This window comes from Bacillus amyloliquefaciens DSM 7 = ATCC 23350, from assembly GCF_000196735.1.
Taxonomy (GTDB): Bacteria; Bacillota; Bacilli; order Bacillales; family Bacillaceae; genus Bacillus; species Bacillus amyloliquefaciens.
In genome coordinates, this window is the sequence record NC_014551.1 from 1,217,617 (window position 1) to 1,242,133 (window position 24,517).

The 24,517-nt window shown below is 47.0% G+C and carries 24 protein-coding genes and 1 other annotated feature; of the genes, 21 read left to right on the forward strand and 3 right to left on the reverse strand.

Going from position 1 to position 24,517, the window contains the following annotated elements; translation table 11 throughout:
• Positions 1–110 precede the first annotated feature (110 nt).
• The 8 genes from argC to BAMF_RS26635 all read left to right on the forward strand — a co-directional run bounded on the left by argC (position 111) and on the right by BAMF_RS26635 (position 9,761).
• Positions 111–1,148 carry an N-acetyl-gamma-glutamyl-phosphate reductase gene (argC, locus tag BAMF_RS26600; protein ID WP_013351802.1) on the forward strand — a complete coding sequence of 346 codons (1,038 nt, stop codon included), beginning with the start codon at positions 111–113 and terminating at the stop codon, positions 1,146–1,148.
• Between the two features lie 21 nt (positions 1,149–1,169).
• Positions 1,170–2,387 (forward strand): bifunctional ornithine acetyltransferase/N-acetylglutamate synthase, encoded by a 1,218-nt coding sequence (gene argJ, locus BAMF_RS26605; RefSeq protein ID WP_013351803.1) that lies wholly within the window; start codon positions 1,170–1,172, stop codon positions 2,385–2,387.
• Between the two features lie 14 nt (positions 2,388–2,401).
• Entirely contained in the window at positions 2,402–3,178 is a 777-nt protein-coding gene (gene argB, locus BAMF_RS26610) for an acetylglutamate kinase (RefSeq protein ID WP_013351804.1), read from the forward strand.
• Positions 3,175–4,332: an acetylornithine transaminase gene (locus BAMF_RS26615; protein WP_013351805.1), complete on the forward strand. Its 1,158-nt coding sequence runs from the start codon at positions 3,175–3,177 to the stop codon at positions 4,330–4,332. Before argB ends, BAMF_RS26615 begins: the two co-directional genes overlap by 4 nt.
• Positions 4,333–4,399: 67 nt before the next feature.
• Complete coding sequence (locus tag BAMF_RS26620) at positions 4,400–5,458, forward strand: carbamoyl phosphate synthase small subunit (protein ID WP_013351806.1); 1,059 nt, start codon at positions 4,400–4,402, stop codon at positions 5,456–5,458.
• Positions 5,451–8,546 (forward strand): carbamoyl phosphate synthase large subunit, encoded by a 3,096-nt coding sequence (locus tag BAMF_RS26625; RefSeq protein ID WP_013351807.1) that lies wholly within the window; start codon positions 5,451–5,453, stop codon positions 8,544–8,546. Before BAMF_RS26620 ends, BAMF_RS26625 begins: the two co-directional genes overlap by 8 nt.
• A complete protein-coding gene (gene argF / locus BAMF_RS26630) occupies positions 8,534–9,490 on the forward strand; it encodes an ornithine carbamoyltransferase (protein ID WP_013351808.1) in 957 nt (318 codons plus the stop codon). The genes BAMF_RS26625 and argF overlap by 13 nt, the downstream gene beginning before the upstream one ends.
• A gap of 91 nt (positions 9,491–9,581) precedes the next feature.
• Complete coding sequence (locus BAMF_RS26635) at positions 9,582–9,761, forward strand: YjzC family protein (protein ID WP_013351809.1); 180 nt, start codon at positions 9,582–9,584, stop codon at positions 9,759–9,761.
• A gap of 40 nt (positions 9,762–9,801) precedes the next feature.
• Here the strand turns inward: BAMF_RS26635 and BAMF_RS26640 are convergent, their stop codons facing one another.
• Complete coding sequence (locus BAMF_RS26640) at positions 9,802–9,990, reverse strand: YjzD family protein (RefSeq protein WP_013351810.1); 189 nt, start codon at positions 9,988–9,990, stop codon at positions 9,802–9,804.
• Positions 9,991–10,250: 260 nt separating this feature from the next.
• Here BAMF_RS26640 and BAMF_RS26645 point away from each other — a divergent pair, with 260 nt between their 5' ends.
• The 4 genes from BAMF_RS26645 to BAMF_RS26660 all read left to right on the forward strand — a co-directional run bounded on the left by BAMF_RS26645 (position 10,251) and on the right by BAMF_RS26660 (position 12,883).
• The gene (locus tag BAMF_RS26645) at positions 10,251–10,985 is read left to right on the forward strand and encodes a lipase family protein (RefSeq protein WP_013351811.1); all 735 of its coding nucleotides are present in this window, start codon (positions 10,251–10,253) and stop codon (positions 10,983–10,985) included.
• Between the two features lie 80 nt (positions 10,986–11,065).
• The gene (locus BAMF_RS26650) at positions 11,066–11,632 is read left to right on the forward strand and encodes a hypothetical protein (protein ID WP_013351812.1); all 567 of its coding nucleotides are present in this window, start codon (positions 11,066–11,068) and stop codon (positions 11,630–11,632) included.
• 93 nt (positions 11,633–11,725) lie between these two features.
• A complete protein-coding gene (locus BAMF_RS26655; protein ID WP_013351813.1) occupies positions 11,726–12,679 on the forward strand; it encodes a BMP family ABC transporter substrate-binding protein in 954 nt (317 codons plus the stop codon).
• Positions 12,680–12,691: 12 nt separating this feature from the next.
• The gene (locus BAMF_RS26660; RefSeq protein WP_013351814.1) at positions 12,692–12,883 is read left to right on the forward strand and encodes a ComZ family protein; all 192 of its coding nucleotides are present in this window, start codon (positions 12,692–12,694) and stop codon (positions 12,881–12,883) included.
• Positions 12,884–12,912: 29 nt separating this feature from the next.
• Here the strand turns inward: BAMF_RS26660 and BAMF_RS26665 are convergent, their stop codons facing one another.
• Positions 12,913–13,131, reverse strand: coding sequence for a hypothetical protein (locus tag BAMF_RS26665; protein WP_013351815.1), 219 nt, complete (start codon positions 13,129–13,131; stop codon positions 12,913–12,915).
• 165 nt (positions 13,132–13,296) lie between these two features.
• Between BAMF_RS26665 and BAMF_RS26670 the strand changes: the two genes are divergently transcribed.
• The 9 genes from BAMF_RS26670 (at position 13,297) to BAMF_RS26710 (ending at position 23,070) form a co-directional block, all read left to right on the forward strand.
• Positions 13,297–14,235, forward strand: coding sequence for a beta-ketoacyl-ACP synthase III (locus BAMF_RS26670; RefSeq protein ID WP_013351816.1), 939 nt, complete (start codon positions 13,297–13,299; stop codon positions 14,233–14,235).
• A 23-nt stretch (positions 14,236–14,258) separates the two neighbouring features.
• Positions 14,259–15,497, forward strand: a complete 1,239-nt coding sequence (gene fabF, locus BAMF_RS26675) for a beta-ketoacyl-ACP synthase II (RefSeq protein ID WP_013351817.1) — start codon at positions 14,259–14,261, stop codon at positions 15,495–15,497.
• An 83-nt stretch (positions 15,498–15,580) separates the two neighbouring features.
• A complete protein-coding gene (locus tag BAMF_RS26680) occupies positions 15,581–16,366 on the forward strand; it encodes a DUF2268 domain-containing putative Zn-dependent protease (protein ID WP_013351818.1) in 786 nt (261 codons plus the stop codon).
• A 172-nt stretch (positions 16,367–16,538) separates the two neighbouring features.
• A complete protein-coding gene (locus BAMF_RS26685) occupies positions 16,539–17,525 on the forward strand; it encodes an ABC transporter ATP-binding protein (RefSeq protein WP_013351819.1) in 987 nt (328 codons plus the stop codon).
• Complete coding sequence (locus tag BAMF_RS26690; protein ID WP_013351820.1) at positions 17,522–18,511, forward strand: ABC transporter ATP-binding protein; 990 nt, start codon at positions 17,522–17,524, stop codon at positions 18,509–18,511. Before BAMF_RS26685 ends, BAMF_RS26690 begins: the two co-directional genes overlap by 4 nt.
• Before the next feature lie 77 nt (positions 18,512–18,588).
• Complete coding sequence (locus tag BAMF_RS26695; protein ID WP_014470614.1) at positions 18,589–20,217, forward strand: peptide-binding protein; 1,629 nt, start codon at positions 18,589–18,591, stop codon at positions 20,215–20,217.
• Positions 20,218–20,283: 66 nt separating this feature from the next.
• Positions 20,284–21,234, forward strand: coding sequence for an ABC transporter permease (locus BAMF_RS26700; protein WP_013351822.1), 951 nt, complete (start codon positions 20,284–20,286; stop codon positions 21,232–21,234).
• Between the two features lie 21 nt (positions 21,235–21,255).
• On the forward strand, positions 21,256–22,170 hold the full coding sequence (opp4C, locus tag BAMF_RS26705) for an oligopeptide ABC transporter permease (RefSeq protein WP_013351823.1): 915 nt from the start codon (positions 21,256–21,258) through the stop codon (positions 22,168–22,170).
• Positions 22,171–22,317: 147 nt separating this feature from the next.
• The gene (locus BAMF_RS26710) at positions 22,318–23,070 is read left to right on the forward strand and encodes a YjbA family protein (protein WP_007409116.1); all 753 of its coding nucleotides are present in this window, start codon (positions 22,318–22,320) and stop codon (positions 23,068–23,070) included.
• 34 nt (positions 23,071–23,104) lie between these two features.
• Here the strand turns inward: BAMF_RS26710 and trpS are convergent, their stop codons facing one another.
• Positions 23,105–24,097: a tryptophan--tRNA ligase gene (gene trpS, locus BAMF_RS26715; RefSeq protein WP_012117281.1), complete on the reverse strand. Its 993-nt coding sequence runs from the start codon at positions 24,095–24,097 to the stop codon at positions 23,105–23,107.
• A gap of 55 nt (positions 24,098–24,152) precedes the next feature.
• Positions 24,153–24,364, reverse strand: a binding site (T-box leader).
• Between the last annotated feature and the right edge of the window lie 153 nt (positions 24,365–24,517).

The window sequence follows — 24,517 nt, forward strand, 5'->3', positions numbered from 1 at the left end:
CTGAAAACAGATGGAAAAACGGGTGAAAAAATATTAAATATACAATTGAATTAATTTTTATTCATGTTATAATGTTAAATAATTTCACAAAAACCAAGAAGGTGAACCCGTTGAAAATAGGTATTATAGGCGCAACTGGTTATGGAGGCGCTGAGCTTGTCAGGGTTCTTAACCATCACCCTTATGCAGATAATTGTATATTATATTCATCGAGTGACGAAGGAAAGGCATATAATGCTTCATATCCGCATCTGAGGAATATAGCGTCCCAATCACTCCAGCCGCTTCATATAGAAACCATCCGAAACGAAATTGATGTCATGTTCATAGCCGCGCCGCCCGGCGTTTCCGGAGAGTGGTCACCTAAGCTGGCGGAAGCGGGCATCCCGGTCATTGACCTTTCCGGCGATCTGCGGATTCATAACCCGGCCGTGTATGAAAAGTGGTATAAGCGGAAGGCTGCCCCTGAAGGAACGATTCAAAACGCGGTTTACGGTTTAGCGGAACTGCAAAAAGAAGAGATTCAGACTGCAAAGCTGATTGCTAATCCGGGCTGTTTTCCGACGGCTGTACTGCTCGGTCTCGCCCCGCTGGCAAAAAATAAGCTTTTACAAGATTCATTTCTGATTGTTGATGCGAAGACCGGCGTATCTGGCGCGGGCCGAAAAGCATCCATGGGCACTCATTATTCTGAGCTGAATGATAATTTCAAAATTTATAAGGTCAATGAGCATCAGCATACCCCCGAAATTGAACAGCAATTGGCGGCATGGCAGCCGGGCACAGGTCCGATTACGTTTTCCGCTCATTTGGCGCCGATGACAAGGGGGATTATGGCGACGATGTATACTGACGCCCCTCCGGGAATGTCTTCTGCACAGATAAGAGAAATGTATTGCGAATTTTACAAAGATTCATATTTTGTCAGAATCAGGCCGGAGGGTGAATACCCGGCGACAAAAGAAGTATACGGCAGCAATTTTTGCGATATCAGTGTCACTGTGGACGAAAGAACAAACCGCGCGACCATCGTTTCTGTCATAGATAATCTGATGAAAGGCGCCGCCGGGCAGGCGGTGCAAAATTTAAATATCATGAATGGCTGGCAGGAAGAAACGGGACTCACGATGACGCCAGTCTATCCATAGAACGAAAGAGGGATTCAGAATATGATTCAGCTGAGTGAGGAAATCACGAAAATAAAAGGCGGCGTATCCTCGCCGAAAGGGTTTGAGGCAAAGGGTGTCCACTGCGGGCTGCGCTATTCAAAAAAAGATCTCGGAGCGATTATCAGCGAGGCGCCGGCAGTCAGTGCAGCGGTATATACGCAGAGCCATTTTCAGGCAGCGCCGCTGAAAGTGACGCAAGACAGCTTGAAAAAAGAAGCTGTGCTTCAGGCGGTAATTGTCAACAGCGCGATTGCCAACGCCTGTACGGGAGACCAAGGCTTAAAGGACGCCTATCAAATGCGGGACAGCTTCGCAAGCCAGCTCGGTATTGAACCAGAGCTTGTGGCGGTTTCGTCAACCGGGGTGATTGGTGAGCTTTTAGACATGAAAAAAATTCAAGCGGGTATTGAACAGCTCGGTCAAGCGCCGTCATTGTCCGGAGCATTTGAAGAAGCCATTTTGACGACGGATACGGTGACGAAACAGACGTGTTATGAACTGGTGATCGGCGGAGACATCATCACGATCGGCGGAGCGGCGAAAGGCTCAGGCATGATCCACCCCAACATGGCGACAATGCTCGGCTTTGTCACAACGGACGCGGCCGTGGAAGAACAGTCGCTCAAAAACGCGCTCAGGGAGATCACGGATGTTTCATTTAATCAAATCACCGTTGACGGAGAAACATCGACGAATGATATGGTGCTCGTAATGGCGAACGGCTGCGCGGGGAATGATCGTCTGACGGAGCAGCATCCCGACTGGCCGGCTTTTAAAAAGGGGTTAAAGCTTGTGTGCGAAGACCTTGCCAAAGAAATTGCCAGAGACGGTGAAGGAGCGACGAAATTAATTGAAGCCAAAGTCGAAGGTGCGAAAAATAATCTTGAAGCGAATATTATCGCCAAAAAAATCGTCGGCTCAAGCCTTGTGAAAACCGCCGTTTACGGCACGGACGCCAATTGGGGGCGCATCATCGGCGCAATCGGGCACAGTGCGGCAAGCGTAACGGCCGAACAAGTGGAAGTTTTCCTCGGCGGACAGTGTCTGTTTAAAAACAACGAACCTCAGCCGTTTTCAGAAACCGATGCCAAGGAGTACTTATCATGTGATGAAATTACGATCGCAGTCCGCCTGAACGAAGGCTCCGGCAGCGGCCGGGCATGGGGCTGTGACTTAACCTATGATTATATCAAAATCAATGCGAGCTATCGCACATAACAAAGGAGAGCGGCATGAGGAAAACCATTGTTTTTAAGTGCGGCGGCAGCGTGATCCGCGAGTTATCCGCCGCTTTTTTTCAAAATGTAAAAGAGCTTATGCAATCGGGCTGGAACATTGCCGTCGTGCATGGGGGCGGCCCGGAAATTTCACAAATGCTGAAAACATTGCAGATAGAAACGGAATTTGTCGATGGGCAGCGGAAAACGACCAAACCGGTGCTTGAGACAGCGGAAATGGTTTTGTCAGGGTCGGTCAATAAATTTTTCGTGGCCGAACTGGCGAAAAACGGGCTGAAAGCAGCGGGAATCTCAGGAAAGGACGGCGGACTCCTTCAAGCATCCTATCTTGATCAAGATAAATACGGAGAAGTGGGCGAAATCAAAAAAACCGATCCGGCCATTATTAAAGCATTAATGAAAGAAGGCATCATTCCCGTTATCGCTCCGCTTTCCATGACAAGTGATTTCAAAACGCTGAACGTAAATGCAGACGCCGCGGCTTCGGCCGTCGCTTCCGCCTTACACGCCGATAAACTTTTATTTGTCACGGATGTCGAAGGAATTATGGACGGAGAGAACCGGCTGGATACTCTGACGCCGCAAGAGATTCAAGCCCTCATCGATGACGGCGTCATTGCGGGAGGGATGATTCCGAAGGTGAAGTCGGCATTATCGGCACTGAGTGAAGATGTGGCGGAAGTGATGATTGTGAACGGAAAAGGAGCGTTTTTCACTGATCAAGCCTTTCAAGGAACAAAAATCGTCAAGGAAAAGGAGAGCGTGTCATGAGCAGCTTATTTCAAACCTACAGCCGCTGGCCTATCGATATCAAAAAAGCGAAAGGGACAATCGCAGAGGATGAAAACGGAAAAACGTATCTGGATTTTATTCAGGGTATCGCCGTTTCCAATCTCGGCCATTGCCATGACGCGGTGACAGAAGCGGTCAAACAACAGCTTGACAGCGTATGGCACGTTTCCAATCTGTTTGAAAATGACCTTCAGGAAAAAGCCGCGGCAAAGCTTGCTGAACATAGCGCGGGGGATCTTGTTTTCTTCTGCAACAGCGGAGCCGAAGCGAATGAAGGCGCCATTAAGCTTGCCCGTAAAGCAACGGGAAAAACAAAAATCGTGACATTCCATCAATCTTTTCACGGACGGACATATGCGGGAATGGCCGCCACCGGACAAGACAAAATCAAAACCGGTTTCGGACCGATGCTTCAAGGTTTTCACTATCTGCCGTTTAATGATCCGTCGGCATTCAGCACGCTTTCAAACGAGGATGACATCGCCGCCGTCATGTTTGAGACGGTGCAGGGTGAAGGGGGAGTTCATCCCGCCGATCCGGAATTCATCAAAGCATTACAGACATTTTGCCAAGACAGAAAGGCGCTGCTTATCGCAGATGAGATTCAAACCGGAATCGGCCGGACGGGCAAGGCATTCGGCTATGAGCATTTCGGCATCTCTCCGGACATTATCACTGTTGCGAAAGGGCTTGGAAACGGTTTTCCCGTCGGAGCCGTGATCGGCAAAAAGAAGCTTGGCGAAGCCTTCACACCGGGTACGCACGGCACGACTTTCGGCGGCAATAAGCTTGCCATGGCAGCTGTGAATGCGACCTTGGACATTGTGTTTCAGCCGGACTTTCTCCAGGCTGCGGCGGACAAAGGTGCTTTTTTAAAAGCGCAGCTGAAACGTGAGCTGACCGTGCCTTTTGTAAAAAACATCCGCGGAAAAGGGTTATTAATCGGCATTGAATGCGCAGGCCCCGTTTCCGGCATCATCGGAGATCTGCAGGAACGCGGACTTCTCGTGCTTCCGGCCGGACCGAATGTCATCAGGCTGCTTCCGCCGCTTACGGTTTCTGAAGAAGAAATACTGTCGGCCGTCAGCATGCTGAAAGCAGCGATCGAAGCGAATTCCGCAGTGAAACGATAATTTTTTTGTTATCAAGGTATAAAAATTCATATTTTTAATTAATTATTCATCAAGAGGTGGGCTTTAGATGAAAGGCTATTTAGTATTGGAAGACGGAACATCATTCGGCGGTGAACTTGAAAAAGAGGCATGCTGCGTTGGCGAAGCGGTTTTTTTCACCGGAATGACGGGCTACCAGGAAGTGCTTACAGACCCGTCATATAAGGGCCAGATCATCGTTTTTACGTATCCGCTGATCGGAAACTACGGAATTAATGAAAAAGATCTTGAAAGTAAGATCCCTCAAGTCAAGGCTGTTGTCGTGTATGAAGCGTGTGAACATTTTTCTCACCATGAAGCAGTCTCAAGCCTGAGAGAGTATTTAAATAAATGGAACATCCCGCTCTTAACCGAAGTGGACACACGGGCCGTCGTCAAAACCATCCGCTCCGGCGGCACGATGAACGCTGCCGTATCAACAACAGGAGAGGTTCCGGCGGCATGCGGAACAGAAAACCCGGCTGAGCTGGCGCAGGCCGAAGAGATCACCTCAATGGGGGACGGAGAACGGCATATTGCGCTGATTGATTTCGGTTTTAAAAAATCAATCGCTTCGTCGCTTGTCAAGCGCGGCTGTAAAGTAACGGTCATTCCGTATCACCAGATGAACGCCGTTTATGACATTCAGCCTGACGGAATCGTGCTTTCAAACGGGCCTGGGGACCCGAAAGCGATTGCTCCGTACATGACCCGGATTAAGGCTTTACTGAATGCTTTCCCCGCACTCGGCATTTGTCTCGGACATCAGCTGATTGCTCTCGCTTTCGGAGGGAATACGTATAAGCTGCCGTTCGGTCACAGGGGTGCCAACCATCCCGTCATTGACCGGAAAACGAAACGGGTGTTTATGACAAGCCAGAACCACAGCTATGTCGTCGATGAATCATCAATTGACGAAAATGAGCTGTCGATCAGGTTCCATCATGTCAATGACACATCAGTGGAAGGGCTCATTCACAAACGCCTTCCCGTATTAAGCGTTCAGTTCCACCCTGAAGCTCATCCCGGACCGGCTGAGAGCGAGTGGATATTTGATGAATTTCTAGAGAAAGTGATACCAGCAAGGAGAGAAATCGCTCATGCCTAAAGATACAACCATTTCCAGCATATTGGTCATCGGCTCCGGCCCGATCATCATCGGCCAGGCGGCTGAATTCGATTATTCAGGAACACAGGGCTGCATGGCTCTGAAAGAAGAAGGATACCGTGTTATTCTCGTCAACAACAACCCGGCAACGATTATGACGGATGAGGCGTTTGCTGATGAAATTTATTTTGAACCGCTTACACCCGAAAGCATCGAGGCCATTATTGAAAAAGAAAAACCGGACGGTCTGCTTGCCAATTTAGGAGGTCAGACCGCGCTGAATTTAGCCGTTAAGCTTGAAGAAGCAGGCGTGCTGAAGAAGCATCACGTCAAGCTTTTAGGAACATCGGTGGAAACCATTCAAAAAGGCGAAGACCGGGAGCAGTTCCGCGCCCTGATGAAAGAGCTTGACCAGCCCGTTCCGGAAAGCGAAATCGTCGACAACGAAGAAGACGCCCTCCGCTTCGCTGAGTCTATCGGGTTTCCGGTCATTCTAAGACCGGCGTATACGTTAGGCGGAAAGGGAGGCGGAATCGCGAAAACGAAAGAAGCGTTTCAGACGCTGATTAAACAGGCGCTGTTAGCAAGCCCGATCAGCCAATGCCTCGTCGAAAAAAGCATCGCCGGTTTTAAAGAAATCGAATACGAGGTCATGCGCGACAAAAATCATACATGCATTACCGTCTGCAACATGGAAAACATCGATCCCGTCGGCGTGCATACAGGAGACTCTATCGTCGTTGCACCGTCCCAGACGTTAACCGATGAGGAATATCAGATGCTTCGTTCGGCAAGCCTGGCGATTATTTCGGCGCTGGATGTGGTCGGCGGCTGCAACATTCAATTTGCGCTGGATCCGTTCAGCAAACAGTACTATGTCATTGAAGTGAACCCGCGTGTCAGCCGCTCATCAGCCCTCGCGTCAAAAGCGACCGGCTATCCGATTGCCAAAATGGCGGCGAAACTTGCCGTCGGCTATACGCTTGATGAACTGAAAAATCCGCTGACAGGCTCTACCTATGCAAGCTTTGAACCGGCGCTTGATTATGTCATCGTCAAATTCCCGCGCTGGCCGTTTGATAAATTTAAATATGCCGACCGCACGCTCGGAACGAAGATGAAAGCCACGGGAGAGGTCATGGCGATCGAAAGAAATATGGAAGCGGCCATTCAAAAAGCGGCGGCCTCCCTTGAGCTGAAAACGATCGGCACCCGCCTGCCTGAACTCGGCGGCTGTACGCTCAATCAGCTGCGGGAATTAGCGGTAACGCCGGATGACCGGAGATTCTTCGTCGTCATGGAACTGTTAAGCCGCGGTGTAACAATAGAAGACATTCATGCCGAAACGAAAATTGACCCGTTTTTTCTCCATGTGTTCCGGAATATCATCACATTGGAAAACAAGCTGATGGAAGAAGGAGATAACCTGTCTGTCCCGCTTTTAAAACAGGCGAAGGTAAAGGGCTTCACGGACGTCATGATCGCATCTCTTACGGGAAAAACGGAAGAAGACATCCGCGCTCTCAGAAAGAAATCGGGCATCGTCCCGTCGTTTAAAATCGTAGATACATGCGCCGCTGAATTTGATGCCAAGACGAATTATTTCTACTCCACCTATCTCGGGGAAAGCGACGGAGATATCAGCCGAAAAGAGAAAAAACGCGCGCTTATCATCGGCTCAGGCCCGATCCGCATCGGGCAGGGAGTGGAATTTGATTACAGTGCCGTTCACGGCGTCCTGACCCTGCAAAAGCTCGGATATGAAACGATTATGATCAATAACAATCCGGAAACAGTAAGCACGGATTACGAAATTGCCGACCGGCTCTATTTTGAACCGCTGACGACAGAGCATATTTTAAACGTGGCGGAACATGAAAACATTGATTTTGCCATCGTCCAGTTTGGGGGACAGACCGCTATCAATGCTGCTGAACCGCTGGAAAAAGCGGGCATTCCGCTGCTCGGAACATCCTTTGAAACCCTTGATGCGCTGGAGGATCGGGATCTGTTTTATAAACTGCTTGATGATCTGGATCTGAAACATGCCAAAGGGGAAACAGCTTATACGAAAGAAGAAGCCGCGGAAAAAGCAAGCCGTATCGGCTATCCCGTGCTGATCCGTCCGTCTTATGTCATCGGAGGGATGGGCATGATAATCGTTGAGTCAGAAGCGCAAATTTCAGAACTGCTTGAAAACGAAGCGGGCATGCCGTACCCGATTTTGATCGACCAGTACATTACAGGAAAAGAAGTGGAGATCGATCTGATTTCTGACGGACATGAAGTATTTGTGCCGACCTGCACAGAGCATATCGAACGGGCAGGCGTCCATTCAGGCGACAGTTTTGCGATTCTTCCGGGGCCTTCTGTCACCCCTGAAATGCAGCGGGAGTTAAAAGAGGCTGCCGAAAAAATTGCGGTGAAACTGGCATTCAAAGGCATCATGAACATCCAGTTTGTAATTGATGAAAAGGGAGATATTCTCGTTCTTGAAGTGAATCCGCGGGCAAGCCGAACGGTTCCTGTAGTGTCTAAGGTTATGGGAGTCCCGATGATTCCGCTTGCCGCCAGACTGCTGGCCGGAGCTTCCCTTAAAGAAATCAAGCCCGTGATACAAAATCAGCACGGAACGGCAGTGAAATTCCCGGTATTTTCTTCTCACGCCATTCAGGACGTGGACGTAAAGCCCGGCCCGGAAATGAAGTCGACCGGAGAAGGCATGTGTGTCGCGTTTGACGCAGAAAGCGCCCTGAAAAAAATCTATGCGCACGTCTGGGAGAAAAAAGGCAGCGTCTATCTGGAAGGCGGAGATGAAAAACTGGCACAGCAGACCCAAGAAGCGGGATTCACCGTATGCCAAGACTCTTTTCAGGCTTGGGCAGACCGAAGGGATAAAGCGGTTCATATCAATTTCAATCACTCAGAAGAAGCGCGCAAACAGCGGATAGAAGCCATGACGCACGGTGTGACGGTCTTTACTGAACTGGAAACCGTCAAAGCATTTTTGGCAAGCGGCTCCGGCACACCTCAGCCTGTATCGCTCAAAGATCTTTATCAAAAGGAAGTGGAATCATGCACACAGTAAAAGCGGAACACACATTAACCCATTTGTACGGCAAAGATTTTCTTTCCTTAAAAGATGTCAGCCCGTCAGACATCAACGCGCTTCTTACAGAAGCTTCATTGTTAAAACAACATCCGATACAGCCGATTTTCCAAGGGAAAACATTGGCGATGATTTTTGAAAAATCTTCGACCCGCACGCGTGTGTCATTTGAAGCGGGAATGGCCCAGCTCGGCGGAACCGGACTTTTTCTTTCAAGCAGTGACCTGCAGCTTGGCCGGGGAGAGACGGTCGCAGATACGGCGAAGGTGCTGTCCGGATTCGTTGATGCCATTATGATCCGCACCTTCGCGCATGAAAAAGTCGAAGAGCTTGCCGAGCATGCAGACATTCCCGTCATAAACGGGCTGACCGACCGGTACCATCCGTGTCAGGCTCTCGCGGATCTGTTGACGATACAAGAAATAAAAGGAAAGCTGAAAGGAGTAAAAGTCGCCTATATCGGTGACGGAAATAATGTGGCGCATTCACTCATGATCGGCTGCGCAAAAATGGGCTGTGACGTTGCGGTTGCTTCGCCGAAAGGCTATGAAGTTGAGGAAGAGGCGGTAAATGCCGCGAAAGAAGCCGCGGCTGTTTCCGGAACGAAGATCACCCTGACCGATAATCCGCAGGAAGCGGTGCGGGATGCCGACGTGATTTACTCCGACGTCTTCACGAGCATGGGGCAGGAGGAAGAGACGCAGCAGCGGCTGAGCGTGTTTGCCCCTTATCAAGTCAACGCCTCACTCGTCAGTCTCGCCAAACCTGACTATACATTTTTGCATTGCCTGCCCGCGCATCGGGAGGAAGAGGTCACGTCCGACATTATCGACGGTCCGAATTCGGCGGTATTCCAGCAGGCGGAAAACCGGCTTCACGCGCAAAAAGCGCTCCTGAAAGCTCTTCTTTACAAACAGGATTAACAAAAAAGCCGCTGAACCTCATTCAGCGGCTTTTTAATATTTTCCTCCATACAAGCGCATACTACATGAAAAAGAAAAAGGAGGAAATGACATGGGACAGCAGCATCAATTCCGCCCGGGACAAAAAGCGCCGAATAACGGTGTGTACGTTGAAATCGGCGAAACGGGAAGCATGGTCAAAAATCCGCAAAAAATCAAGCTCACAACGGGAGAAATGTTTCCCGAGACTTCAAATCACAACAGACTGTGGACGTATCAGCGAAAACCGTGAATACAAAAAAACCTGCTGAAAAGCAGGTTTTTTAGTTCTTTTATGAATGCTGGCTTGCATCCTGTTTGACAGGCATGATCTCCGCAAGAACAAAGACAAGCACCGCAATAACCACTGCAATAACGGATGATTGCTTGAAATTGTATGCCGCGCTGTTCATGGAGGCGATCAAATAACAGGCCATATGTGATAAAAGGAACGTCCAAATAAAACTGATAATAAACCGCACGTTTCCACCTCGTCCTTCATTTTATTCTACGTTGTATCATACCATACATAAAGCGCGGGCGGAAGGTCATTTTCGCATCAAAAAGCGCGCCCGGAGCTGACTTTCTCCCGCAAGTTCGGCTGTCTGATGGAAAATACGGTCCCCGCACTTGGTATAATAGCCAAAACATAGAAGCAAATAGGGGTTTAACTGATCCGTTTTCATTCGTCTTACATATGATAGTCAATAGAGAGACTAGGAGTAAAAGGAGGCGGAAAGGCATGGGGATAACGGAAAGATTTTTCCAACTCGGATCTGAGCTGAACGTCATCCATCTGCCGTATCGGCCGAACGGCTTCTGTATCTTTATTCTTGGAGACAGAACTCACTTTGTCAGCGGGGATTCAAGCTTTTGGCTCGAACATGAAGGGAGAAACCAGCTGTTAAATACGCTGCGTGACAGAGGTTATACGATCTTCAACAGCAATTTATACGGAAGGCACTGGGGATCGGAAAAAGCCGCCGCTTACGCCAGGCAGCTGATTCATTATGTGCTGAAACAAGAAACCCTCAATCCGAAGATACACTTGCTCGCAGAAGGCATGGGCGCCCTCATCGCCGATCAATTGCTGCGATCTTCGCCCGAGCATATCCGTTCAGCCGCAATGTTAGATCCTTGTCTTGATCTTCAAGCCCATTTCGAATCAGAGAAAGAAAATAAGTTTTTTTATAAACAGTTTCTGAGAGAAACGGCTCAAAGCTTCGGTGTTTCTGAAAAAGAGGCAAGCTCACTGAACTATCAGACCATCACCGGATGCAGCACCTGCGCGCCGGTACATATATGGCAAAGAACGACCGGAGCGCCGTACCCGTATACCCTGCATGCGAACGTATATAAAGAAGCCCGGGAAAAGACCGGAAGTAAGACCGCTATCACGTATCACCTGCTTGAGAATCCAGCGCGGATGTACAGAGCCATCTGCCGGTTTTTCCGCAGTCATGAAAAAGACCTGTAATGAATAGAATACAAAAGCCATCTCTTTTCAGAGGGCTGTTTTGCTTGTTTGAATGAAAAACCGGAAAGGCGGCAGATGTGATGAAGACAGCGCTGATCATTGGAGCAGATGAATTTCTAGGCCTTTCATTATGCGAACGGATGATGGATGAGGGTGTGCATGTTGATGTCATTTTGGATGAACCGGAGGACAAAACGAGGCAGCTGTATTTAGAAGAACGTTTAATGTGGCTCGGGAGAAACGGGCTTTTTCAAATAATAGATGAAATCGGCGAAAAGGAATACGATCGAATCTGTGTTCAATATGGGAGCGGGTGTCTGCCTGAAGACAGGAAGGAGCCTTTATATTGGATTGTTTACAGTGAGGATCACGAAGACTGGGAAAAAAACGGTCAGCGGGACACGGCTAAAGCGATTATCCTTCCGCCTCTTTACGGCCCGTGGACGGAAGCGAAAGAAAACGGCGAAAACAGGGTCTTTTTAGAAGACGCGGTCTGCGGTCTGATGAATAAGCTTGAAACTGACGGCACAGAGGATGAAAATCAGATTATTACCCTGGAAATAAAAGAAAAAACGCAAAAAACGGAAGCGGAAAAGAAAATTCAAGAGTGGAAAAGACAATTTTCATCAATATTCGACAATTTTTAAGAAATACCTTCCATGTTATGTGCATTACCGCTACAATAAACGTATGTCAATTAATTATACATGTTATGAGTTTGAAAAGGGGTTGAACACGGCTTGATCACCAGGCTTGTCATGATCTTTTCTGTCCTCCTTTTATTGAGCGGGTGCGCACAAACTCCGTTTAAAGGAAAAATTGAGAAGGTCGGAATGCTTTTTCCCGATACCATCAGTGACCTGGTATGGGGCACAAAAGGTTACAAAGGTTTATTAGCGATACAATCTGAATTTAACGTTGACGTTTATTATAAAGAAAATATCAGATCTGATGAAGATATTTTAAAAGCGATAGATGATTTGCATAAAAAAGGAGTCAATCTTTTATACGGGCACGGAAATGAATACGAGGAAATCTTCAATATGATCAGCAAGGATTATCCCGATATGGAGTTCGTCGTCGCAAACGGAACGGCGAAAAACGATAATGTCACAAGCGTTCATCTCATGGGAGAAGCGATGGGCTTTTTCGGGGGAATGACGGCTGCCCATATGTCAAAAACCAATGAGGTCGGCGTCATCGCCTCGTTCTTATGGCAGCCTGAAGTAGACGGCTTTATCAAAGGGGCGAAATACGAAAATCCCGATATCACCGTCAATACTGAATTTACGGACCACTGGGATAACGGCAATGAAGCGCTGCATCTTTACGAGAAGTTAAAAGCGGAAGGCACGGATGTTGTGTATCCGGCCGGAGACGGGTATAATGTTCCTGTCATTCAGCAAATCAAAAAAGACGGGCTTTACGCCATCGGCTATGTCGCCGAGCAATCGTATCTCGGCAAAAACACGGTGCTGACAAGCACCGTGCAAAATGTAGACAAAGCTTATACATTAATCGCCGAGCAATATAATAAAGGTACGCTCAAGAGCGGAGATCACAACTTCGATTTCAGGGAAGGAGTCGTTGAAATGGGGACGTTCAGCCCTTTGGTGGACAAAGCCTTTCAAGACAAAATCTCAGACCTTGTAAAAACGTATAACCAAACAAATGAACTGCCGTCAAATGAATAGAGGTGGATACACATGCAGCATGAAAAGTCTCTTGAATTTATGCAGATCGCGATGAAATACCTGCCGGAAGCAAAGGCGGAGCTTGAGAAATCAGGCATTGATCTGTCTATGGAAATGATTCAGCCGTTCATGAACCTGTTTACATCGGTCATGGCGGAAGCGTATGAGCTTGGCAGATCTGATGCCGGGGAGCTGAATAAATAAAGAGAGCCACTTTTTCATGAAGTGGCTTTTCACATGATTTTTTTCTTTATGGCGGACACCATCGGCCCGAGGTCTTTAAATACAGGCTTTAATTGATCCAGGGAGTTCATGATGGAGCCCAGCTGATTCATCACGTGGTTGTAATCGATCTGCTCTTCGTTTTCAGCCTGAGGCTGCTCCGGATTTTCTTCCGGTTCTTTATCCCGCTCCTCGGAGTTGCCGAACATCATCTTAGAGAAAATATCCATAGTAAAGCCTCCTTTCGTCTTCCGTTTATTCTATGAGGATCAAGAGCCGATAGTTTAGACGAATATATTGCCAACAGAAAAAAAATAGGGTAGAATTAGTACCTGATACTAATAATTGATCATAACTAATTAGTTATAAATTCATTATAAAAAGGAGTCTTTCCTATGAAAGCTGGAATTCTTGGTGTCGGCCGTTACATTCCGGAAAAAGTGCTGACAAATCATGATCTTGAACAAATGGTAGATACATCGGACGAGTGGATTCGTACGAGAACAGGTATAGAAGAAAGAAGAATCGCCGCTGAAGATATGTACTCATCCGGCATGGCTGCCGAGGCTGCGCAAAAAGCGCTTGATCAGGCGGGCATTTCCGCTGAGGATCTTGATATGATCCTCGTGGCCACGGTCACTCCCGATCAGTCTTTCCCTACCGTTTCCTGTATGATACAAGAAAAGCTCGGGGCTAAAAAAGCGTGCGCGATGGATATCAGCGCCGCATGTGCGGGATTTATGTACGGTATCGTAACCGCCAAACAATTCATTGAATCACAAACATACAAACATGTCCTCGTCGTCGGCGTTGAAAAGCTTTCAAGCATTACAGACTGGGAAGACCGCAATACGGCTGTTCTGTTCGGAGACGGAGCCGGAGCGGCGGTCATCGGACCGGTCAGCGACGACAGAGGCATACTGTCATTTGAGCTCGGAGCAGACGGTACAGGCGGTCAGCACTTGTACTTAGATGAAAAAGGGCATACAATCATGCATGGAAGAGAAGTATTCAAATTCGCCGTCCGGCAAATGGGTGAATCGAGTGTAAATGTAATTGAAAAAGCCGGCCTCTCCAAAGAGGATGTAGACTTTTTGATTCCCCATCAGGCAAACATCCGCATCATGGAAGCGGCACGGGAGCGTTTGGAGCTTCCGGTTGAAAAGATGTCTAAAACAGTTCATAAATATGGAAACACATCCGCAGCATCCATTCCGATTTCATTAGTAGAGGAACTGGAAGCAGGTAAAATTAAAGACGGCGATGTCATCGTCATGGTCGGTTTCGGCGGAGGATTGACATGGGGCGCCATAGCAATGCGCTGGGGACGATAGAAAAAAGGTGAGGTGCACACAAGATGAGTAAAAAAAGAGTAGTCGTTACAGGGCTTGGAGCCCTGTCTCCGCTTGGCAATGATGCCGAAACAAGCTGGAAAAATGCAATCAGCGGCGTATCCGGAATCGGACCGATCACACGTGTGGAATCGGACGAGTATCCGGCGAAAGTAGCTGCTGAGCTGAAAGATTTCAATGTTGAAAACTACATGGATAAAAAAGAAGCGAGAAAAATGGACCGCTTCACTCAATATGCTGTCGTAGCCGCGAAAATGGCCGTTGAAGATGCCGGTCTGAACATTACAGAAGAGATCGCGCCGAGAGTCGGCGTTTGGGTCGGGTCCGGAATCGGCGGCCTTGAAACGCTTGAATCCCAATTCGAAATCTTCCTGACAAAAGGTCCGAGAAGGGTCAGCCCGTTCTTTGTGCCGATGATGATTCCGGATATGGCGACAGGCCAAATCTCAATCGCTCTCGGAGCAAAAGGAGTCAACTCCTGCACGGTGACGGCATGCGCGACGGGAACGAACTCTATCGGTGACGCGTTTAAAGTCATTCAGCGCGGCGATGCCGATGCGATGATTTCGGGCGGAACGGAAGCGCCGCTGACAAGAATGTCATTTGCGGGCTTCAGCGCAAACAAAGCCCTTTCTACAAATCCTGATCCGAAAACGGCAAGCCGCCCGTTTGATAAAAACCGTGACGGCTTTGTCATGGGAGAAGGCGCGGGGATCGTCGTGCTTGAAGAGCTTGAGCATGCGCTTGCCCGCGGTGCGAAAATCTACGGAGAAATTGTCGGCTACGGTTCAACCGGTGATGCTTACCACATTACCGCGCCTGCCCAAGACGGGGAAGGCGGTGCGAGAGCGATGCAGGAAGCAATCAAAGACGCGGGCATCAAGCCTGAAGAAATTGATTACATCAACGCTCACGGCACAAGCACGTACTACAATGACAAATACGAGACAAAAGCCATTAAGACGGTTTTCGGTGATCATGCGTACAAGCTTGCCGTCAGTTCGACAAAATCAATGACGGGTCATTTGTTAGGCGCTGCCGGAGGAATTGAAGCAATCTTCTCCGTCATGGCGATTAAAGACGGGATCATCCCGCCGACAATTAACATCGAAACACCTGATGAAGAGTGTGATTTAGATTATGTACCGGACAAAGCGCGCGAGCAGGATGTAAACATCGTACTCAGCAACTCGCTTGGATTCGGCGGACATAATGCCACTTTGATCTTTAAAAAATATCAATAATACAGTTTTTGACCGGCTGCCTGAAAAAGGTGGCCGGTTTTTTTGTGCGTGCATATGATAACAACAAGAGGAGGCGAACCGGTATGAGCGTCAAGCTGACATATCAATGGATGGAAAAGGCGGCATCCATCAATGATTTGGCCCCGCACCTTTTGCCGCTTTTTTCAGGGGCCGAAAAGAAAGAATGGAAATCGATACTTGCGATGCTTCAAAACCACGGCATGTTCCGCCATCTGAAGGACGGTGTCGTGACCAGTAAACGGCTGAAAGAAAGGGGATGCTACAGCCATATCCAAAAGGAGGAAGCTTATTTAAAGGAGAAGTGGAGCGGGCCGGACGTGCCGATCGTTGTTTTGCCCGTCGATGAACGGAACCGGAAAGTACGTATGGAATTCGGGTCAAAATCCGGTCTAGCCTTCCGGGACAAAATGTTTCTCTTTTTATCGTCGGATATCTCCAATTCCGCTGTATCCGCCCTTATGACGCATGAATATAATCACGTCTGCCGGTTAGAGCATGTGACAATGGACGAAAAAGATGAGACATTACTTGATACAATCATGATGGAGGGGCTGGCAGAATATGCTGTATATGAGCGCTTCGGCTCAAGTCTTACGGCGGAATGGACGTCCTACTATACGCCTGAGCAGCTTGATTTTCTGTTTGAAAAAAGAGTCAAGCCGAACCTCAGATTAACGAGAGACAACAGGATGTTTTCCCAGCTGTTATACGGAAAAGGATACTTCCCCTCAATGCTTGGGTATGCCGTCGGATTCAATATAGTAAAAAAATATTTAACCGACCATCAAAAAACAGTAAAAGAAGCATTGGCCACACCTTCAAAAACCTTTCTGGAAGCAACGCTTTAAAAGATTAAAAGAATGGAAATTATTTAAGGATATTACATTTATCAAAAAAATTCTTGCTTTTGTAATAATGATGTAATAATATACAACTATAAAATTTTTCGACTATTCTATATTTTGTGATAGCGAAACGTATGTTTCCCTCTGCTGCAGCGGAATGAGAAAGGGGCGTATCATGAGCACACTATTAGAAGTGAATAATTTAAAGACCTATTTTTTCAGAAAGAAACAGCCGATTCTCGCAGTCGACGGGGTTGATTTTCACATTAACAAAGGCGAAACCGTCGCACTTGTAGGAGAATCCGGCTCGGGCAAAAGCATCACCTCGCTTTCTATTATGGGACTTGTCCAAGGATCGGGCGGAAAAATTATGGACGGCTCGATTAAGCTTGAAGGCAGGGACCTGGCCTCCTTCACCGAAAACGAATATTGCAAAATCCGCGGAAATGACGTCTCTATGATCTTTCAGGAACCCATGACTTCCCTGAACCCGGTGCTGACCATCGGGGAACAAATTACCGAAGTGCTTGAATACCATAAAAAAATGAGTAAAAAAGAAGCGGCCAAAAAGGCCGTTGAGCTTCTTGAGCTCGTCGGATTCTCCAGAGCGGAACAAGTGATGAAAGAATATCCGCACCGTCTGTCCGGAGGGATGAGACAGAGGGTGATGATCGCCATTGCGCTCAGCTGCAATCCGAAACTTTTGATCGCCGATGAACCGACGACGGCGCTTGATGTGACGATACAAGCCCAAGTATTGGAGCTGATGAAAGACCTCTGCAATAAATTCGATACTTCCATTCTGCTTATCACTCACGATTTAGGCGTCGTTTCAGAAGCCGCAGACAGGGTGATTGTAATGTACTGCGGACAAGTCGTAGAGAGCGCGAGTGTGGAAGACTTATTTTTAAACCCTCTCCATCCGTACACGGAAGGGCTGTTAAACTCCATACCGGTGATAGACGGAGAGATTGATACATTAAAAGCGATCAAAGGCAGTGTCCCGACACCGGATAATCTTCCGGTAGGCTGCCGATTCGCCCCGAGGTGTTCAAAAGCGATGGACAAATGCAAAACGGGGCAGCCGGAGCTGGTGACACATGAAAGCGGCCGTTCTGTAAGATGTTTTCTATATGAGGAAGAGGGTGCCCAATCAAAATGACAGCTGTGAGCCAAGAAACGATTTTAGAGCTGAAAGATGTAAAAAAATATTTCCCGATCCGCTCCGGTTTTTTTCAAAGAAAAGTCGGAGACATAAAGGCTGTTGACGGCGTTTCATTTTCACTGAAGCGAGGGGAGACGCTCGGCATCGTCGGTGAATCAGGATGCGGCAAATCAACGGCGGGAAGAACGATGATCCGTCTATACAAGCCGACAGACGGCCGGATTCTTTTTAAAGGTCAGGATATCTCCGGCTTATCTGAAGAAAAGCTGAGAAAAAGCGTCCGGAAAAACATCCAGATGGTCTTCCAAGATCCCTTTGCATCGCTTAATCCGAGAAAAACGCTCCGCTCCATTATTAAAGAACCGTTACAGACTCACCATATGTACAGCATGCGCGAGCGGAACGAGAAAGTGGAGGAGCTGCTGGCGAAAGTCGGTCTTCATCCGAGCTTTGCAAACCGCTATCCGCACGAATTTTCCGGAGGGCAGCGTCAGCGGATCGGGATCGCGCGGGCTTTGACATTGAATCCCGAGCTGATTATCGCGGATGAACCCGTTTCCGCGCTCGATGTCTCCATTCAGGCCCAAGTCATCAATCTGATGGAGGAGCTGCAGGAAGAATTCAATCTGACCTATTTGTTTATTTCTCATGATTTGAGTGTTGTCCGCCATATCAGTGACAAAGTCGGCGTCATGTATCTGGGGAAAATGATGGAGCTGACCGATAAACACGAGCTGTACGACAATCCGCTTCATCCTTATACGCAAGCGCTTTTGTCTTCAGTGCCTGTGACGAGAAAAAAAGACGCCGTCAAGCGGGAACGAATTATCCTGAAAGGAGAACTGCCGAGCCCGGCAAACCCGCCGAAAGGATGCGTGTTCCACACGCGATGCCCGATGGCCAAACCGATCTGCAAGGAACAAGTCCCGGCATTTGAGGAAGCCGCTCCCGGCCATTACGTTTCCTGCCATTTATACGCCTGAAAAGGCAAGCATCGAGAGGGGGTATGCCGGATTACATAACCTGTTTGCCGCATATATATCACAAAGGGGGAATTGATATGAAATTACGTAAAACCGCACTGATGATGCTTAGTGTTTTTATGACGCTCGCCATCTTCCTGTCAGCATGCTCCGGTTCAAAATCCACAAGCACCGAATCCAAACCGGCAGGAAAGCCGCAAAAAGGCGGAGATTTGGTTGTCGGGTCAACTGGGGAACCAACACTTTTTAATCCTCTTTACTCCACTGATGTTGCAAGTTCCGATATTGAAGGAATGATTTACAGCACATTATTAGAAACCGATGAAAAATTGAACGTCAAGCCGTCGCTGGCTGAAAAAGTAACAGAAGCTGACGGGGGATTAACGTATAACGTAAAACTTAAAAAAGGCGTTAAATTCCATGATGGAAAAGAGCTCACAGCCGATGATGTAGTTTTCACCTACAGTATTCCTCTTAACAAAGATTACAACGGTGAGCGGGGCTCAGGTTTTGAGTCACTTAAATCCGTAACGAAAAAAGGAAAATATGAAATTCAATTTAAAATGAAGAAAAAAGATGCCTATTTCTATAATGTCGTTCTCGACAGTTACGGCATTTTACCTAAACATATTTTGGGTAAGGTTCCGGTTGCCGACCTGGGAGAGAATGAATTTAACCGTAAAAATCCAATCGGCTCCGGTCCGTTTAAGTTTGCTGAGTGGAAAAAGGGCGAGTATGTCAAACTGAAAGCAAACGATGATTACTTTGGAGGCAGACCTTATCTCGATACAGTGACAGTGAAAACAATTCCTGATTCTAACGCTGCCGTGGCCCAGTTAAAAGCGGGAGATATTGATTTCTTCGTTGTGCCTGGCACTGATTTTGATTCGGTTAAAACGTTTGGAAATGTGAAGGTCAAATCTGACCTTGGTTTAAACTACAGCTATATCGGCTGGAATGAGAAAAAAGAGCTCTTTAAGGATAAAAAAGTGCGCCAGGCATTGACTTACGCTCTTGACAGGCAGGCAATGGTGGATCAAGTGCTGAATGGAGACGGCAAGGTAGCGAATGTTCCTGAGAGTCCGCTGTCATGGAATTATCCGAAGTCTAAAGTGCCGACATTTGATTATAATCCGAAAAAAGCAAAACAGCTGTTAAAAGAAGCCGGATGGGAAGATCATGACGGTGACGGCTACCTTGACAAAGATGGGAAAAAATTCTCTTTTGAAATTAAAACGAATCAAGGCAATAAAATTCGCGAAGATTTAGCAGTTGTCGTTCAGCAGCAATTAAAAGAAGTGGGAATTGAGGCTAAGCCGCGGATTGTTGAATTCAGTGCGTTAATTGAACAGACCAGTGCCCCTAATTGGGATTATGACGCACTTCTTCTCGGATGGAGTCTTGCAACGTTCCCGGATCAGTTCTCCATCTTCCATTCAAGCCAATCTAAAAACGGGCTGAATAATATCTGGTATAAAAATCCGAAAGTCGATAAGCTTCTTGAAGAGGCGAAGTCAATTACCGACAGAAAAGAATACCAAAAGAAATATGAAGAGATTTACAAATTGATTGCGGAAGATCAGCCGTACAGCTTCTTATTCTATTACAATTATCACAGAGCGATGCCGAATAATTTACAAGGCTATGTATTCCACCCTAAAAATGACTTGTACAATATTGAAAAATGGTGGCTGGACCAAAAATAGCAGAAGCCCTTGAGAGGGAAGGAAGTTCCTTTCCTCTCTTATCCTATTTAAAAAGGGGACAAGAACATGGTTACATATATTTTACGGCGAACATTAATGTCCTTGCCGATTCTCTTAGGCATTACGATTTTATCATTTGCCATCATGAAAGCAGCGCCCGGAGATCCGATGTCACTTATGATGGACCCTACAATCAGTCAAGCGGACAGGGCGAAATTCATTGAAAAATACGGGTTGAACGATCCGGAACCCGTTCAATATGTGAAATGGCTGGGGAATATGCTCCAAGGGGATTTCGGGACTTCTATCGTAAAGAAAGGCACTCCTGTTTCTGAACTTATCTTATCCCGCTTACCGAATACGATTGTGCTTATGCTTTTTTCAACCCTTGTCGCTCTTCTTATCTCTATTCCATTTGGTGTTCTGTCGGCGAAACGGCCTTATTCAAAATTGGATTATGGGATAACTGTTACTTCATTTTTAGGGCTTGCCATTCCGAATTTTTGGTTCGGTTTGATTTTAATCATGGTCTTATCTGTAAATCTGGGATGGTTTCCCACTGGCGGAGTAGGCACTTTAAATGCTGACTTCAACATATTTGACCGTTTGCATCACTTAATTCTGCCTGCTTTTGTGCTCGCCACGGCAGACATGGCTGGAATAACGAGATATACAAGATCCAGTATGCTTGATGTGTTAAAGCAGGATTATATACGTACGGCGCGTGCGAAAGGATTTCGGGATAATAAAGTGATTTTTAAACACGGTTTGAGAAACGGACTTCTTCCGGTTATCACTATTTTTGGTCTGATGATACCGTCATTTATCGGGGGAGCGGTAGTGGTAGAACAGATTTTTACTTGGCCGGGTCTCGGCAAATTGTTTATTGATTCAGCCTTTTCACGAGATTATCCGGTTATCATGGCCATGACGGTCATTTCAGCTGTTTTGGTTGTGGTGGGGAATTTAATTGCAGACATCTTATATGCGTTGGTTGATCCCCGCATTGAATATTAACAAAGAGAGGTGAGAGATCAAATGTTACAGCCAAATACCGGCACACCCCCCAGTGAAATAAAATTAAAGGAAAATATTCAATCCAAACCGGAAACAATGACTAAGATTTTTTTCGAAAAGTTCTTTCAAAATAAACTTGCTGTCATCGGAGCCGTTATATTAACCATCATCATCTTGTCTGCCTTATTCGCTTCGGTAATCGCTCCTTACTCTCCAGAGAGTCAATCTCTTATCAACCGTTTGAAACCGCCGAGTTTAAAACATCTAATGGGAACTGATAAATTCGGAAGAGATATCTTTACGAGGGTTCTGTACGGGGCGCGGGTTTCCTTGCTTGTCGGATTCGCTTCTGTGATCGGTGCGATTACTATCGGGACAGTTGTCGGAGCTGTTGCCGGATATTTTAAGGGGATTGTCGATGCCATTCTCATGAGAACTGTTGATATCGTACTATCTATACCTGATATATTTTTGCTTATTACACTTGTTACGATTTTTCAGCCCGGAATGGATAAATTAATTTTAATTTTCTCCCTTACAGGCTGGACAACAACAGCGCGCCTTGTCCGGGGGGAGTTTTTATCGCTTCGTTCCAGAGAGTTTGTACTGGCTGCAAAGACGATCGGTACAAAAAATCATCATATCATTTTTTCTCATATATTGCCGAATGCGCTGGGACCGATAATTGTCTCAGCCACATTAAAAGTGGGAACGGTTATTTTGGCAGAGTCTACATTAAGTTACCTCGGTTTCGGGATACAGCCTCCGATCGCAAGCTGGGGCAATATGCTTCAGGATGCGCAAAACTTTACGCTTATGATTCAAGCTTGGTGGTACCCGTTATTCCCGGGATTGCTGATCCTTCTTACCGTATTGTGCTTCAACTTTGTCGGAGACGGGCTGCGTGATGCGCTTGATCCGAAAAATGTGAAATGATCTCCCGGACGAAACGGGAGATTTTTTTGTTGCGTTACAGGCAGAAATCCAGTCCTGTATTGCGGAAATCTCATATCGAAATGGAATAATTTATCTTTCCCTTGCCTATACTGTGGACAACAGTTTTTATAAAGTGAGGGGTCGAATATGTTATTTCTTCATGATGTGTGGGTCAATTGGTTTGAAGGGGAAGAGAATGGCTACAATGTCTGCCATTTTCACGAATGGCGGAAGGAAGACACGGTTGAGCTTTTGGATCAGACGCCGCTGCTCAGAGTGCCGTCAGTATTATTTCATTACATAGAAAACGACTTATCAGAGCTTCCGAAAGAGCTGCTTGATCAAGTGCATCAAAAGTCATACGTGCGAAAAAATCATGAGCGGACGAAGCTTGAGTACTGTTTTGTCGTGACAGACGGGATCGGCATCATTGCCGTGGATACGATCGGATATACCATCCCGGTCAGAAAGAGCCGCCTGATTCCGAGACAGGAGCAGCTTGTTTATGAAATGGTCAAGGATGTAGAGCCGGAATCGTTTCAATTTGAGCCGGCGCAATTGGAGTCTTCAAAGGAATATCACATTTTATCACTGGCGCCGGAGCATGTCAGAGGCCTGACGAGAAAAGAACGGCAGATCAAGCAGCTGATGTTTATGGCGCTTGATCAGCTGAAAGGGCTGAAAAACCGCGCGGAGATTGTGTATTGGTATACGGAATGGAATCCGCATATGTACGAGCAGATCAAACGGATGAGCTTTGAGGAGATTTGGGACATGCTTTACAATGAAACAATTGAAGGCTGGTCAGACAAGCATCTCGCGTTCTGTGAGAATTTGATTAAAGGACAGCCGTTTTTCGAAAAGCTTTGGGAAATGGAACAGGAATCAAAAGTGAACTAAAAAAAAGAGGCGGGGGTTATCCCGCCTCTTTTCTTTATCTTCTTTTCCGCCCGAGACCCATGGCGTTTTCCATTTTTTTCACCATTTTGCCGGCCGTTTTGTTAGCGCGCGCCGCTCCTTCGTCGAGAATGCGGTCAAGCTCGTCGCTCTCAATTAATTCACGATAGCGCTCTTGGATCGGTGTCAGTGCGCCGATAACGACTTCGGCTAAATCGCTTTTGAATTCACCGTACCCTTTTCCTTCATATTTGGCCTCTAATTCTTCAATTGATGTGTTTCCTAAAATAGAATAGATCGTCAAAAGATTAGAGACGCCCGGTTTGTTTTCTTTATCATACTTTACAATGCCTTCGGAATCAGTGACAGCGCTCTTGATTTTCTTTTCGAGCTGCTTTGGCTCATCAAGCAGCGTGATGTATGCTTTCTGGTTCGGATCTGATTTGCTCATTTTTTTGAGCGGATCAGCCAGTGACATGATGCGCGCGCCTGATTCAGGGATTTTCACCTCAGGAATCGTGAAGATGTCATTGTATTTTTTATTGAAGCGTTCCGCCAGGTTGCGGGTCAGTTCAAGATGCTGTTTTTGGTCTTCTCCGACGGGAACAAGATCCGTTCCGTACAGTAAAATATCACCGGCCATCAGCGGCGGGTATGTTAGCAGTCCTGATACGACGGCTTCTTTGCCCTTTGACTTATCTTTAAATTGCGTCATCCGCTCAAGCTCGCCGATATATGCGACGCATTGGAGCATCCACCCCGCTTGGGCATGAGCGGGAACCTCTGACTGGATAAAGAGGGTCGCTTTCTCGGGATCAAGCCCGACGGCCACGTATAGAGCCGCGAGATTGCGGATGTTCTTCCGCAGCTCAAGCCGATCCTGCGGAACCGTGATCGCATGCTGATCGACGATACAGAAGTATCCGTTGTAGTCATGCTGCAAATCGACAAATTGCTTCATCGCGCCGATGTAGTTGCCGAGGGTAACGGAACCGCTCGGCTGAATGCCTGAAAAAATCGTTTTCTTCATAGAACTTACCTCATTTCTTAAAACATAATAAAAAAAGCCCATTCTTCCCGTAGAAAAAAGGGACGAATGAACCGTGGTGCCACCCTGATTATTCCATTAAAATGGAATCGCTCGAGACGTTGGTAACGGAGGCTGCTCCGGCTGGGCCTACTTATGTTCGGTCAGCTGCTCAGAAGTCCATTCCGCATGGTCCGTTACCTGCTCCCAGCACCGCAGGCTCTCTTCAAACGGGTTAACATGTGTACTACTCTTCATCATAGCAATCACAATAAAATGTATTTGATTGATCTATTATAAATCAATTATAGCCAAATGTCATCAGGAGAATACAAGCGTATTTCCAATTTGCTTACGGCCTGGAAATACCCGAAAAGAACTGAAAATGCCTAAATGATAACGCATATCAACATTTCGTATAAC